General features: G+C 70.4%; 8 protein-coding genes. 5 read left to right on the top strand and 3 right to left on the bottom strand.

What is annotated here, in order from left to right:
* Window positions 1–396: 396 nt before the first annotated feature.
* Together SM573_RS27295 and SM573_RS27300 are read right to left on the bottom strand one after the other, a co-directional pair.
* On the bottom strand, window positions 397–555 hold the full coding sequence (locus SM573_RS27295; RefSeq protein WP_474617367.1) for a hypothetical protein: 159 nt from the start codon (window positions 553–555) through the stop codon (window positions 397–399).
* 200 nt (window positions 556–755) lie between these two features.
* Entirely contained in the window at window positions 756–1,163 is a 408-nt protein-coding gene (locus SM573_RS27300; protein WP_474617368.1) for a hypothetical protein, read from the bottom strand.
* Between the two features lie 274 nt (window positions 1,164–1,437).
* Here SM573_RS27300 and SM573_RS27305 point away from each other — a divergent pair, with 274 nt between their 5' ends.
* Both SM573_RS27305 and SM573_RS27310 read left to right on the top strand, forming a co-directional pair.
* Window positions 1,438–2,112, top strand: a complete 675-nt coding sequence (locus SM573_RS27305; protein ID WP_474617395.1) for a cytidylate kinase family protein — start codon at window positions 1,438–1,440, stop codon at window positions 2,110–2,112.
* 216 nt (window positions 2,113–2,328) lie between these two features.
* Window positions 2,329–2,808, top strand: coding sequence for a GNAT family N-acetyltransferase (locus tag SM573_RS27310; RefSeq protein ID WP_474617369.1), 480 nt, complete (start codon window positions 2,329–2,331; stop codon window positions 2,806–2,808).
* 101 nt (window positions 2,809–2,909) lie between these two features.
* Here SM573_RS27310 and SM573_RS27315 read toward each other — a convergent pair whose 3' ends face one another.
* A complete protein-coding gene (locus SM573_RS27315) occupies window positions 2,910–4,067 on the bottom strand; it encodes a carboxypeptidase-like regulatory domain-containing protein (RefSeq protein ID WP_474617370.1) in 1,158 nt (385 codons plus the stop codon).
* 385 nt (window positions 4,068–4,452) lie between these two features.
* On the opposite strand from SM573_RS27315, the gene SM573_RS27320 reads away from it, so the two are divergent.
* From SM573_RS27320 to SM573_RS27330, 3 genes are all read left to right on the top strand, one after another.
* On the top strand, window positions 4,453–7,407 hold the full coding sequence (locus tag SM573_RS27320; RefSeq protein ID WP_474617371.1) for an ATP-binding protein: 2,955 nt from the start codon (window positions 4,453–4,455) through the stop codon (window positions 7,405–7,407).
* A gap of 81 nt (window positions 7,408–7,488) precedes the next feature.
* Window positions 7,489–7,641 carry a hypothetical protein gene (locus SM573_RS27325; RefSeq protein ID WP_474614114.1) on the top strand — a complete coding sequence of 51 codons (153 nt, stop codon included), beginning with the start codon at window positions 7,489–7,491 and terminating at the stop codon, window positions 7,639–7,641.
* 15 nt (window positions 7,642–7,656) lie between these two features.
* Window positions 7,657–13,842 (top strand): S8 family serine peptidase, encoded by a 6,186-nt coding sequence (locus SM573_RS27330; protein WP_474617372.1) that lies wholly within the window; start codon window positions 7,657–7,659, stop codon window positions 13,840–13,842.
* Window positions 13,843–14,060: the final 218 nt, after the last annotated feature.

Raw genomic sequence — 14,060 nt, forward strand, 5'->3', positions numbered from 1 at the left:
CGACGCCTTGGTCCGCCGAGTCCAGTCGTCGGTCAGCACTTCGATCTCCCCTGCCGCCAGGCCATCGAGTGCAGCACGGGCGATGTCGGCCGGGTCGCTCGTGAAACCGTCGTACCCGCTGCCCATCTCGGTGTCGATCGCGCCGGCGCGGACGCCGACGACCCGCGTGCCGCTGGCGGCCAGCTCGAGCCGGATGCCGTTGGTCGTCGCCCACCCACGGCGCAGCGATCGCAGCACCAGCGGCAATCCCGCTTATGCGCACGACCGGCCACGCGAGGTCCTGTCACGCGGAAACGAACAAATTGATCATCGTGCGAGCTTCGCCTTCTATACCAGGTCTTGCGGGTTAGCGGCCCGCCTGACTCGGCGCACCCGCGCGCCTCGTCGGCCCCCACGTCAGAGGTCGTCGCGCCGGTCCTGCGGCGACTCTAGATCCTCCGACGGTGATTGCGGCTTCTTCTTCCGCATGAACCCGGACTGCACCAGCCAATAAACGATGGCCGCCGCGAGGAGGAGGACCAGGAAGACGCATGCTATGCCCCCGGTGATTCCCATACCGCGAAATTATCGTGTCGCGCACACCGGGGGACCCGGTTCTCGGGACTACTCGATCAGGTGAACAGCGCTCGAGCATCACCAGCTGGATCATGGGCATCCTCGCGTGGTGAGTGTGGCCCCGCACGGGTTGGTGCGGGCCACACTTCGTTCAGGTCGCCACTACTCCGACAGCCGCAGGTCCCGGGTGGGGTCGCCGACTACCAGGCAGAGCTCTCACATGCCCTGTCGTAAACGGGGTAGTCGTTCCCGAAGTCGTCTTCCCAGTAGCCGCTCACCACAGTGCACCACTGCTGGTTGCCGCTCTGATTCGTTCCGACAGCGGTGTCGCTGATGTGCGGTGCCGTGTAGCCAGTCGAGGAGTAACCCCGCTCGGCGCCGTTCATCGTAAGCGTCACTTCGATCTTGGCATAGGCGTACGGGCTGCAGTAGATGTGGCCGGTCGCGTAGACATTCGGGCTCCTGTACCAGGGCACGTCCGCGCTCGCGTAGCAAGAGGCTGCGACGGCCTCCTGGCTACCGACTTGCGCCTGGGCGGTGCCAGGCGCACCAACTATGGCGACCGCCGCCCCCATAGCGATGATGCCCGACGCTACTTTCTTGATCACTCGCTGTCTCCTCTCGATCAGCCGACGGTGATCAGCCTATCGGGCCGTGAGGAGTCTGTGGGCCCCGACTGTCTACTAGGGAGTCTCGGATGTCCTTTATGGATCGACAGGGTGGGGGCGCGACACGTCATCCGAGGCCGCCACGAAGGGCCGGGTTCTCGCGTCAACGCCCGGTCCGTAGGCGACCTGCTCCACGCGTACGCTCCACACGTCGTTGGCGACTCCGCCAGCGAGCGGCTCGATGCGAGCGACGCCCCCAACCCCTGGGAAGAACATGGAGCAAGGTACCCGTGACGAGATGATCGGCCGCCTGGCGGAGGCGATCGGGTCCGTCGCGGTCGCGCACCCGACACGGGTCGCCATCGACGGACCGCCCGCCGCCGGCAAGACCACCCTCGCCGACGAACTGGCCGCCGTCCTGCGCGAACAGGGCCGCCACACCATCCGGGCGACGATCGACGATTTCCTCTTCCCCCGCGCGCAGCGCTATCGACGCGGCGAGTTCTCGGCTGAAGGCTGCTACTTCGACACCCACGACCACGCGGCGCTGAACCGGGTCCTGCTCGATCCGCTCGGCCCGAGCGGCGACCGACGCTTCCAGCTCGCGGTCTACGACCGCACCGCGGACACCACGCTGTCCCCCGTGGTCACGACTGCCCCCGCCGACGCCGTGCTGCTCTTCGACGGCGTCTTCCTCATGCGCCCGGAACTGATCCATCGGTGGGACCTGCGCGTCTTCGTGTCGACCGCGCTCGAGAAGACCGTCGATCGCGCCGTCATCCGAGAGCACCGGGTAGCGTCTCGGGCCGACGTCGAACGGCGCTGGCGCGAGCGTTACATCCCCGCCCAACTGCTCTACTTCGCCACGGCCCACCCAACCGATCACGCCGACATCATCGTTTACCACGACGAACCCCGGCAGCCGGTCTGGCAGACGCGAACCCAGTGACCGGCCGGACGAGCACGCTCTTGACGCATGAGACGGTGGCAGCCCGGTCGAGCCGGGCCGCGCCCGTGGGGGGACGCCTCTCCGCTCACTGGCCGTCCCAAGCCACAGCCCCGAGCGGACGTCGGCAGAAGCGGACGTCGGCCGCTCACCCACTGTCCGACGACGCTGATATGTTCAGCGCCCTGACCGGTGCTGGAGAAGGCTTTGGGGGCACACGTGGCTGAGGTGGCACTGCGGCCGGTTGACGACTCCGACCTCGACGCCCTGTACGAACAGATGCGGGATCCCGAGTCGGTCCGGATGGCCGCCTTCGTGGCCGAGAATCCCGACGACCGGACCGCGTTCGACGTCCACATGGCGAAGATCAGGACGTCCCGCGACGTGACCATCCGCGCGGTCACCCTCGATGGACGGCTCGTCGGGAGTGTCGGCAGCTTCGTCGTTGACGGCGATACCGAGGTCACGTACTGGATCGACAGGTCCTTCTGGGGGCAGGGCATCGCCGGCCGAGCGCTCGCCCTGCTCCTGGAGTCGATTCACGTCCGGCCCCTGTTCGCCCGCGCCGCGAGCGACAACGTGAGATCGCTCAAGGTGCTGCACCGGGCAGGATTCACGACCATCGGCACAGAGACCTCGTTCGCCAATGGGCGGAATGCGCAGATCGAGGAAACCATCCTGCGTCTCGACCAGCCGTGAAGACCGCGCCCTCCCAGGTGTCGAGCGCAGAGAGACAGACGTGATCTCGGCAGAGCCGTGAGCGGCTGGGGGGGGGGAAGCGACGAACCGCCGCGGCGGCGTCAGCGGGCCGACCCGCCGTACGGGTCGTGGCTGAGCTGCTGGATGCCGCCCTGCGGGGGTCCGCTGTACGGGCCGGGGAACCCGTCGGCCGGCGGCCTCGCGTGCAGCACCGCGGTCGGTGCGTCGCTCATGCCCGCTCCGGCCGGCGCCGTCAGCTGAGTCGCCCCGTGCGGAGCCGGCATGTCCGGCGTGTTCCGGCGGCGGTGCACCAGCAGGGCCAGTGCGCCCAGGCCCACGGCGACCAGCAGGCCGCCCAGGATGAACGGCAGCGAACCGCTGCCTTCGTCGCTGACCGCGACGAGGGCGGGGGGTGCCGTCGCGGCCACGGTGGTCTCCGGCTCGGGAGCGTCGTCCGCCGCCACCGTCGCGATGGGCGACGGCGGGGTCGTGGCGGGCGCGGCCACGGCGGCCAACGTCAGCCGCACACTCACCGTGTCACCGGCGGAGCCCGGTACGGTCGTACGGGTGGTGCGGTAGCCGTCCAGGGCCGCGACGACCGTGATCCGGCCCTCGGCGATCGTCTTGCCGGCGCCCGACTTGATCGAGAACCGGCCGCTCCGGTCGCTCGTCGTACGGTATTCGTGCCCCGCGCTGTCCCGGACGGTCAGGGCCACGCCGCCGACCGCCTCGCCGTTGGTGTCGCGAACCTGGCCGGACACCCCGTCCACCTCGGACGATGGCTCTTCCGCACCGGGTCGCGGCGCGCCCGGTTGCGACGTGCCCCCGCCGGGCTGCGACGTGCCCGGGCCGTGGATGTAGACCATCTTGTAGTCGAAGCTGTTCTGCCCGTCGAGCCGTACGGCGACCGAGATGTTGAGACCGAGGGTCTCGCCCGCGTTCACCTGGGGCGCGACGACGGTGGCCTGGAAGTCCTGGCTCTGGCCGGGTTTGAGGTTCGGCTCCGCCCGGCAGCCGGTGGTGCACCGCAAACCGCCACTCACCACCACGATGGCCGTTTCGGCCCCGCTCCCGTTGTTCGTGACGCGGAACTGGACGCGAACCTTGTCGCCGGGCTTCACGTTCTCCGCCGACACGCTCAGGATGTTGATGGGTGCCGGGGCGCCCGCCACGGGCGCCGCGGACACCGCGAGGGTCCCCATGGCCAGCGCGGTCAAGGCAACAGCCCGGGCCCACCGGGCGCCTGAGCGCGTCGTCACTTCCTACCACCCTTTCCATGGGCAGGCGACATCGGCCGATGACGCCGCGGGACACTATGCCCTGTCGGCGCTGGGTTGCGCGACTCGCGGGCCCCTACGGGCCTCTCGCAGAAGGACCTCGCGCCGGGCGCCGCTTGATATCCGGCCTGGTGACCGCCGTACGTCTGCGGGCGGACGGCTACGTGCCGAGGAGGGTGAGCCTCGGCCTCGGCGGTCGCCCTTCTCGTCGCCGGCCTTGGGCTCCGGAACCTCTTGGCGTGGGTTCTGGTGACCACTCCGACCGCCGACGCCCCAACCAGGAGCCTCAGCCCGTCGTTGACCGGTCCGGGCTCGAGTCGCCGCGAGGGTACTTGCGCCCGCGCCGCGAGGAGCGAGATCATCACGCATGCTCGACCCCTCGCCCGAGGACGACAGAACTTCACCCAGGGTTTCCACGCCGCACTTCGTGGGCCGTGATCGGGAGATGGCGGCGCTCCGGGCCGCCCTGACCCGGCCACCGGCGATCGTGCTGGTGGAGGGCGAGGCGGGAATCGGGAAGAGCCGACTGCTGCGGGAGTGGTTGGCCGCGCCGGACCGCCGCACCGCCCTGGTCTCGGTGTGCCCACCGCTTCGCGAGTCGCTGACGTTGGGGCCGATCGTCGACGCGTTCCGTGGGATCGACCGCCCGGTGTCGCGATTGCCGCTCACCGCGCTTGCGGGTGCGTTACGGCCGCTGTTCCCTGAATGGTCCGCGGACCTGCCGCCCGCACTGCAGCCCTTGGACGACGCGAAGGCGGCACGGCATCGCCTGTTCCGCGCCCTGGAGGAGCTGCTGCGGGCTCTGCGTGTCGACGTTCTCGTGCTCGAAGACGCTCACTGGGCCGACGAGGTGACCTTGGAGTTCCTGCTGTTCGTCACCTCCCGGCAGCAATCGGACGGGCCAAGCCTCGTGATCTCCTATCGGCCGGAGGAGGTGGACACCGGGTCGCTGTTGCTGCGGCTGACGTCCCGCCTGCCCGCCGGCGTGACCCAGCTGAGGATCGCCCTGGCGCCGATGCGACCCGACGACACGGCAGCGCTGGTGTCCTCGATGCTGGACGGCAACCCGATCTCGCAGGAGTTCGCGACGTTCATGCACGAGCGGACCGGTGGCGTTCCGCTGGCGCTGGAGGAGTCGGTTCGCCTCATGTGCGACCGCGCCGACCTCGTCTTCCGCGACGGGCAGTGGGTCCGGCTGAAGCTGCGCGAGCTACGGGTGCCGCCGACGGTGCGCGACTCCACCAGAGAACGGGTGAGCCGTCTGTCGCCGACGGCGCAGCAGGTGCTACGAGCCGCGGCCACGTTGGCGCAGCGGTCGTCGGTGGCGACGATCGCGATGACCGCCGGCCTGTCACCCGCTGCGTGTCGAGACGCCATCGCGGAGGCCGCCGATGCCGGCGTTCTGGACACGGACGACCGCGGCCAGTGGCGATTCCGGCATGTGCTGGCCGCCACGGCCGTCTACGAAGCGATCCCCCTGACCGACCGCAGACACTTCCACCTGCTGGCCGGCCGGGCCCTGGAGAACATCCACCCGCCGCCTGTCGCGCGCCTCGCCCACCACTTCCGGGAGGCGGGCGAGACGCAGTCCTGGGCGCGCTACGCCGAGCAGGGTGCCGAGCTGGCCATCGCCTCGGGTGACCACACCAAGGCGGTCGACCTACTGGTCGATCTGTTGTCGTGGGCCGTGTTGCCGCCGGCGGACCGGGCGCGGGTCGCGCGCATCGCCGGAGTCGCCGCACTGGGCCGTCGTGAACCGGTCGACGAGGTCCACCACCGCGTGATCCGTACCCTGCGCGCGGTGCTGGAGACCCCCGGTCTCTCCGCCCGCCAGCAGGCCGAGATCCGCAACCCCCTGGGTCGGCTCCTGATCACCGCGGGCGAGGCGCAGGCCGCGCTCGGCGAGCTCGAGCAGGCGGTGGCCAGCCTCGACCACGACCCGGTCGAGGCGGCCCGGGCGATGACCTACCTCGGGTGGGCCTACGCGGGACCGTGGCCGGCGTCGACCCATCGGCGTTGGCTGGACCGCGCCGCTGAACTCGCCGCCGAGGTCGACTCTCCCGCAGAACGGCTGAACCTGGCCGGCAACCGGGCCGCCGCGTTGCTCATGCTCGGCGACGAGGAGGCCTGGGACGTCGTCGCCGCCCTGCCTGTCGACGGCAGGACCTCGGCGGAGCGTCTCGACGTGGCCCGTATCCACGCGAACGTCGGGACCGGCGCGCTGATCTGGGGTCGGTACGCCGACGCGGAGAAGCACCTCGCCGTGGCCATGCGCCTCGCCGAGGCCGAGCAGGCGTCCCGGTTGCACCACAACGTTCGACTCGAACAGGCCAACCTGGCGTGGCTCACCGGCCGGTGGGAGGGTCTGGCGGAGCGAAGCGCGGCCCTCGCCGACGCCGACCGGGACCGGCCGGCGCACTACCTCGGCAGCATTCGCCTCGCGGCCCGGCTGGCCGCCGCAGCCGGACGGCGGCGCGCTGCGGAGGAGCAGTTCCGGCTGGTCCTGGAGGAGTCCGCCCGTCTCGGCGCCGCCGACGACACGATGGAGGCCGCCGCGGCGCTGGCCAGGCTGTGGCTGACGGACGGAAACAGCGGCCGGGCGCTGCAGGTCACAAACGAGCCGATGGACACCGTCCGGAGAAAAGGCATCTGGGTCTGGGCGACGGACCTCGTCCCCGCCCGGATCGAGGCGCACCTCGCCGCAGGCGACCGTGCGGCCGCGACACGCCTGAGCGTTCAGTTCGCCAGAGGACTGCGTGGTCGTACGGCGCCTGCGCCTCGCGCCGCCCTCGCCGTGTGCCGTGCCCTGCTGCTGGCCGCGGCCGGAGACCACTCCCGCGCGGCGGCGGCATACGATCGGGCGGCGCGCGCCTGGAGCGCGTTGCCGCGCCCCTACGACGCCATGCTCGCCCGCGAGCGTCAAGCCGAGGCGCTCATCGCGGACGGCCAGGTCGAGCACGGCCGGGGGCTGCTGGCCACACAGTACGAGCACCTGTTCAGGCTCGGAGCCCGCGGCGACGCGGACCGGGTCGCACAGCGCCTTCGCGAACACGGCGCCGAGGTTCCCCGACTGTGGCGCGGCGGTCGACGGGGCTACGGTGACCAGCTCTCACCTCGTGAGCTCGATGTGGTCCAACTGGTTGTCGCCGGCAAGACGAACCGGGAGATCAGCCGGATCCTGGCCAAGTCGCCGGCCACCGTGGATCAGCAGCTGCGTGCGGCGATGCGCAAGTTGAAGGTGACCTCCCGCACCGCGCTCGCGGTCAAGGCGGTGGAGGCCGGGGTGTTCGCGGAAGAGGAAACGCTCGGCGACGCGTCGTGAAAATTGACGTATCCGCCGGATAGCGAGGATCCCTCGGTCCCGCCGAGCATGACCCCATGATCCATAGCCCTGGGGCGATGCATGCCTGAGCGTTCTGTCGCGCGCGACGACGCCGCCGTCGCGCACCCGCCACCACCCGAGCTGTCCCGCGAGCCGCGTGTCAACGCCCCCGACGCCCCCGACGCCGACGGTGCCGACGACCCCGAGAGCCACGACCCCTACCAACCCCTGTAGGCCGAAGGACCCCACATGAGACTCAAAGCCCTCGCGGCTTCGCTGGCCGTAGCGGTCGGCCTGAGCATGATCCAACCGCCACCGGCGTCCGCCGCTGAGCCGGATCCCGGCCCCACCGCCAGCAAGATCGCGTCGAACCTGAAGGACCGCTTCCGCACGCAGCCGGCGTCCGACTTCTGGATCAGGTTCGACACCAACGCCGACCTCGGGCCGGCCAAGAAGATCACCGACTGGGCCGCTCGCGGCCGGTTCGTCTACGACGCGCTGACCGCGGCGGCGCAGAAGTCCCTGGCCTCCGTGGCCACCGACCTCGACCGGGCGGGCGTCAAGTACACCTCCTACCCGATCGCCAACGCCGTGCTCGTCAAGGGGGGCACCGAGAAGCTCGCCCTGGACGTCGCCTCGAAGGTGCAGGTCGCCGAGATCCACGCGACGCCGCAGGTCGCGCTGGTGGAACCCGTGGACCAGCAGAGCCCCGCTGACAGGGCTGCCCGCCCCGCCGCCGCGAAGGCCGCCGAGGAAGGCCTCGTCTCGTGGGGTCTGGAGGCCATCCACGCCCCCGAGGCCTGGGCCATGGGCGCCACCGGTGCGGGCATCACCGTGTCGAACCTCGACTCGGGTGTCCAATTCGACCACCCCGCCCTGGCGCACCAGTACCGGGGCACGAAGCCCGACGGCACCGTCGACCACAACTACAACTGGATGGCCACCCGGGGCACGTGCGCGGGCGCGCCGTGCGACGACAACGGGCACGGCACGCACACCATGGGCACCATGGTCGGCGACGACGGCACCAACCACGTCGGCGTCGCCCCGGACGCGCAGTGGATCGCGACGAACGGCTGCTGCGACAGCACCGGCGTCGAGTCGCTGCTGCGGTCCGGCTGGTGGCTGCTCGCCCCGACCGACGTCCAGGGGAACAACCCCGACCCGTCCAAGCGCCCCCATGTCATCAACAACTCGTGGGGCCAGACCGCCGAGCACGCCTTCGACGACTTCTTCCGGGCCATCGACGAGGCCTGGAGCGCCGCCGGCATCTTCAGCGTCTGGTCGTCGGGCAACACCACGCCGTACGCGGCCTGCGACACCGTCTCCTCGCCCGGCTCCGCCGAGAGCGCCTACTCCGTCGGCGCCTACTCGTCGGACGGCACGCTCGCGTCGTTCTCCCGCAAGGGCGAGGGTGAGGGTGACCGGATCAAGCCCGAGATCTCCGCTCCGGGCGACGCCGTCCGTTCGTCCTACCCGAACGACAGCTACACCGAGATGTCCGGCACCTCGATGGCGGCCCCCCACGTCGCGGGCGCCGTCGCGGCGCTGTGGAGCTACGACCCGACCCTCATCGGGCAGGTCGAGCAGACCCGCCGCCTGCTCGCCGAGTCGGCCGTCGACGTCGACGACACCGAGTGCGGCGGCACCGCCGCGTTCAACAACAAGTACGGCGAGGGCCGGCTGGACCTCGTCCGCCTGCTCGAGCTCGCACCGCGGCAGGGCGGCACCCTCACCGGTGTCGTCACCGCCGACGGCGCCCCGGTCCCCGCCGCCGAGGTGACGATCAGCGGACCGTTCAGCCGGTCGATCGGCACCGACAAGGACGGCCGGTTCACCACGAACCTCCCGGTCGGCGACTACCAGCTCAGCACCAAGGTCTTCGGCTACCTGACCGCGACCGCCAACGTCACGATCTCCCTCGGCCAGGACACCTCCGTCACGCTGCCGCTCACGGCCGCCGCGAGGCACGACATCAGCGGCAGGGTCGTCGACGACAAGAAGCAGCCCGTGCCGAACGCCGACGTCTCCGTCAAGGACACGCCGCTGAAGCCGGTACGCACCGATGCCAACGGCGCGTTCACGATCACCGCTGTCCCCGAGGGCCGGTACGCGCTGAACGTCACGCCCAACGCCTGCTTCTCGCCCGCGACGGTCCCGCTGACCGTCGGCGCGCAGAACGAGTCGCCGGAGATCCCCGTCGGGCTCGTCGTCGACAAGGGCGGCTACAGCTGCGCCGTCTCCGACGGCGAGTACCTGCGCGGCACCGACCCGGTCGCGTTCACCAGCGGCGTGTGGGCGACGGTGAAGCTGCCGTTCCCGATCGCGCTCTACAACGGCAGCCACGACACGCTCGGTGTCGGCCTGCGCGGCGTGATCTCCCCTGACCCCAGCACCGGACCCGGCAGCGGCGGTGCGGGCATCTTCCCGTTCTACGTCCAGACCCCCGTCGAGTTCGCCCCCGGCGGAGGAGTCTTCACGGCGGCCACCAAGGTCAACGGCGAGGACGCCTTCGTCGTCGAGTACCGCAACGCCAAGCTCTGGGCCTATCCGACCCGGACGGAGTACACCGAACCGGTCAGCTTCTCGGCCACGCTCACCCGCTCCGGGACCGTCATCTTCGGCTACGGCGACGGCGTCGGAGCCGACGACCCGGTGACCGCCGGCGCCCACGCCGTCACCGGCATCCAGGGTTGGGCCGGCGTCGACGGCATCCGCTTCTCCGACAGCGCACCGGTGCTGCGCGACGGCATGATCGTCACCTACGACATGCCTGACTTCGGGTACCTCGACGCGACCGTCGTCGACCAGAACGACGGGCTGCCGGTGGCCGGGGCCAAGGTCTCGTTCTCGAACAAGACCGGGCTCGTCGAAACCGTCACGACCAACGGGACCGGCGTCGTGCATCGCCAACTTCCGGTCGGCGACTACACCATGACGGTGGACGCGCCGAACTACACGACCGCGGCATACCCCTTCTCCCTCGACAAGCTCTACGCGAACGCCAAGATCGACGCGCGGCTGACCACGGGGGTCGCCGGCCTGAAGGGCGACGGCCTCGACGCGCTGTTGGGCACCGACCAGAACGGTGTGGGCTCGCTGACGCTGACCAACACCGGCTCCGCCCCGCTCACGTACAACCTGGGTGAGGCCGCGCGCCACCCCGAGCTTGACGCCGCGGGCGCCACCGCGCGCACCGGGAAGGGTGCGGACAGCAGCATCGACCTCACCGCGTGGAAGACCGGTGCGAGCGGCATGAAGCCGTCGAACGTCGACGGCAAGGCGGCCACGGCGAGCGCCGCGGAGGCACAGGCGGCCGGCAAGGTCGGCCCGACCTCCGGCGGTGACGTCATCACCCGGATCGCCATCCCGGGCAAGATCGAGCAGAAGGAGCCCTCCGGCATCGGGTACGACGGCGACGTCTGGGTCCACGACTACAACGCGCGGACCAACACCGCGTACACGGTGACGGGCAAGCCGACCGGGAAGGTCTTCGACGCGTCGTGGAATCCCGCGTACCGGGCGTTCGACATGGCGCTCGACACCAGGACCGGTGACATGTGCCAGATGGAGGACAGCCCGGCCAGCTACATCCACTGCTTCGACCGCACGACCGGGAAGGAGACCCGGCAGATCAAGGGTGACTGGTCCACGCTGCAGCTGACCGGGCTCGCCTACAACCCGGCGGAGGATGTGTTCTACGTCGGCGGCCGGGCGAACGGCATGATCGGCACCGTCGCCGGGACGTCGCACGACAACCCGGGCGCGCTGCTGTCCTTCTGCGCCCCGCCACTGCCCGAGGTGATGGGCCTGGCCTACAACCAGGCGTCCGACACCATCTGGTACACCGACCTCACCTCGAACCGGCCCACCCGTCTGCTGCAGGTCGACCCCGACGACTGCTCGCTGGTGAACGCGTGGTGGTTCCCCGGCCAGAAGGCGGGCCAGGGCGGCGGCCTCGAGACCGACTCGACCGGGGCGCTGTGGGCGGCGGACCAGGTCGCCGACGACGTCGTGCTGGTCGACGTCGAAGACGACCTGCTCACCGACCTGCCCTGGTTGTCGCTCTCCTCGACCGGCGGCACCCTCGCCCCGGGTCAGTCGACGACCGTCAAGGTCTCGATCTCCTCGAAGGACGCCAAGCCCGGAGTCCTCGGCGCGAACATCGTGGTCAGGTCCGACTCCGGACGGCAGTCCAAGACCTACGTCCCGGTGACGCTCACGACCTCGAAGTACCAGGTCGGCGTCAACGCCGGTGGCCCGAAGGTCACCGACGGCTCCGGCTACACCTGGTCCGGCGACCAGGCCACCCGCGACGGGGCGTGGGGCTACGAGGGGAAGACGAAGGTCGCCACCACGAAGGCCGCGATCGCAGGCACGACGGACGACACCCTGTTCCAGTCACAGCGCACCACGGCGGACAAGCAGTTGTTCTACCGCTTCCCCGACGCACCCAAGGGCACCTACGCGATCGATCTCGGGTTCGCCGAGATCGAGAAGGTGGCCAAGGGCAAGCGGGTGTTCGACGTCGTCGTGGACGGATCGCTGACGGAGTACGCGTACGACACGGCCGCGGCCGTGGGGCCGGACACCGCCGACTGGCGCACCGCCGTCGTGACGCACGAGGGCGGCCCGCTGACGGTGGAGCTGCGCGGATCGAAGGGTCTGAAGCCGCCGAGCATTGCCGCGCTGCGTGTGACGCTCGACCCGCGGGCGGAAACGGCGGAGCCGGAGCCCCAGCCCGAGCAGCCGGACCCGGGCCCCGTGCCGGTGGCCCCCGCCGGTCGCTCGTACTCGGTGAAGGTGACCGACGGGCTCTACCGCCAGGGTACGGAGGAGTCCGGGTGGCACGGCGATGACGTCTGCGGCGTGCTGTGGTTCGACTCCAGCTTCCTGTTCCCGTTCTACGACACGGCCTGGGACGGCGTGTGCGTGACGACGAACGGCACGCTGGTCTTCGACCGCGCCAGCACGCTGGGGAACAACACGGCGCTGCCGTCGCCGTACCCGATCGACGCGATCTACCCGCTCTGGGACGACCTCGTCGTCGACGACGAGGCGGGCATCTACTTCGGCAGGACCGAGGTGGACGGCCTGACCGCTGAGGTCATCGAGTGGCGCGACGTCGCCTTCTACAGCGACCGGACGGCTCGCGTGAGCTTCTCGGTCACCCTGATCGCGGACGGACGGATCCAGATCGGGTACGGCGACGGCGTCGGCGGCGACAACCCGCTCACCCGGGGGTCCTCGGCGACTGTGGGAGTGGAGAGCCTGACGCGCAACCCCGCGAGCCAGCACTCCTTCAACCAGCCCGTCCTGAAGGCCGGACTGGGGCTGGAGTACACCCTCCCGGCCGCCGGCACGATCGAGGGCACGGTCACCGACGCCAACGACGGCAAGCCCGTCGAGGGCGCGATCGTCACGCTCGGGGGCCCGGCCGGTGAGCGGGTCATCACGACCGACGTGAAGGGTCGGTGGAAGGCTCAGGCGCTGGTCGGTGAGAACACCGTGCAGGTGTCGGCGCCGAACTACGTCACCGCCAGCCACCCCGTGACCATCGCGAAGAAGGATCAGGCCGAGGTGGTCGACACGGCGTTGACCACGGGCGTCGCCACCGTCACCGCCGGGGAGCTCGACTGGCTCGTCGGCCCGGACCAGAAGGCGACGGCCGACGTGACCGTGACCAACAGCGGCTCCGCCCCGCTCGAGGTGCGCGTCAGCGAGCAGAAGCGCACCAGCGACGGCGGGCACGAGGCCGCCGACCTTCCGTGGCTGGCCCTCACGGGCGCGGCCGCAACCGGCACGGTCACGCTCGCGGCCGGCGAGTCCACCACGGTCACCGCGACGGCGGACAACGCGGACGTCGAGCCCGGCGTGCTCGTCGGTGACCTGCTCGTGGCGTCGAACGCCGGCAAGGGCGAAGCCCAGCTCAAGCCGGTCCGCCTGGCGACCTCGGCCTACTGGAGGGGCGTCGACGTCGGCGGATCCGGGTACGTCGGTGCCGACGGCTTCGTGTGGTCTCCCGACCAGGAGCTCGGCAAGCGGCCGTGGGGCTACGTCGGCGGCAAGGCCCGTACCACCAAGGCCGACATCGCCGGTACCGAGGACGACGCGCTGTTCCGCACCCAGCGGACCGGCGAGACGTTCAGCTACGTGTTCAAGAACGCCCCCGCCGGGACGTACCGGATCGGCCTCGACTTCGCCGAGATCGAGAAGGTCAAGGCCGGCAAGCGTGCCTTCGATGTCCTGGTCGACGGCAAGGTCGTGCTCTACGACCACGACGTGCAGGCGAAGGTGGGTGCGCTGACCGCGGACATGAACACGGTCACCGTCGAGCACACCGGCGGCGATCTGAAGATCGAGCTCAGCCGCGAGAAGGGCGAGGGCGACCCGATCCTCAACGCCCTGAGGATTCAGGAGGACCCGCGCCGCTGAGCTGACCGCGCCGATCCGTTGACAGTGGTCAGAGCCTCCTCGGGAGACATCGCCGGGGAGGCTCTGACCACGACCACCAAACAGCACGCCCTCGGCGCCCGACCGGCGGCGGGTTGCGCGACGTCACCTCGACCGGCCGGGAATTCGTGGACGATACAGTCCATCGATCCGCAAAATCGGAGAAGGTCGCCGGAAGAGCACACGCCGTGACTGCCGCA

Source organism: Micromonospora xinjiangensis, from assembly GCF_056150165.1.

Coding starts and splice junctions, on each gene's coding strand:
- SM573_RS27330 (WP_474617372.1), top strand. CDS start 7,657: ATGAGACTCAAAGCCCTCGCGGCTTCGCTGGCCGTAGCGGTCGGCCTG.
- SM573_RS27325 (WP_474614114.1), top strand. CDS start 7,489: ATGCCTGAGCGTTCTGTCGCGCGCGACGACGCCGCCGTCGCGCACCCG.
- SM573_RS27295 (WP_474617367.1), bottom strand. CDS start 555: ATGGGAATCACCGGGGGCATAGCATGCGTCTTCCTGGTCCTCCTCCTC.
- SM573_RS27320 (WP_474617371.1), top strand. CDS start 4,453: ATGCTCGACCCCTCGCCCGAGGACGACAGAACTTCACCCAGGGTTTCC.
- SM573_RS27305 (WP_474617395.1), top strand. CDS start 1,438: ATGGAGCAAGGTACCCGTGACGAGATGATCGGCCGCCTGGCGGAGGCG.